Source organism: Vibrio marinisediminis, from assembly GCF_014050145.1.
GTDB lineage: Bacteria > Pseudomonadota > Gammaproteobacteria > Enterobacterales > Vibrionaceae > Vibrio > Vibrio marinisediminis.
Map to the genome: position 1 here is coordinate 1 of NZ_JACFYF010000314.1, position 251 is coordinate 251.

1 protein-coding gene is annotated in these 251 nt (G+C 31.5%); it reads left to right on the top strand.

What is annotated here, in order from left to right; all coding sequences use genetic code 11:
• Positions 1-28: 28 nt before the first annotated feature.
• A partial coding sequence (locus H2O73_RS24215; protein ID WP_220457777.1) for a hypothetical protein occupies positions 29-251 on the top strand: 223 nt, incomplete at its 3' end.

Below are 251 nucleotides of genomic sequence, written 5' to 3' on the forward strand. Positions count from 1 at the left end.
TATTTAGCAGAATTAAAAAACAAACTTCTTGAGTGCATTAAAAAAGTTCTTTAAAGACACCATCATTTATGGTCTAGCAACTGTGTTACCTAGACTTATGAACTTTATTTTAGTTCCTCTTCATACCAAAACTCTAGGAACTGTAAGCTATTCCGATAATACTACTTTTTACGTTTACGCAGCTTTTTTCAATGTGCTTCTTACCTATGGAATGGAAACAGCTTTCTTTAGGTTTTTTAGTAAAAGTGAAG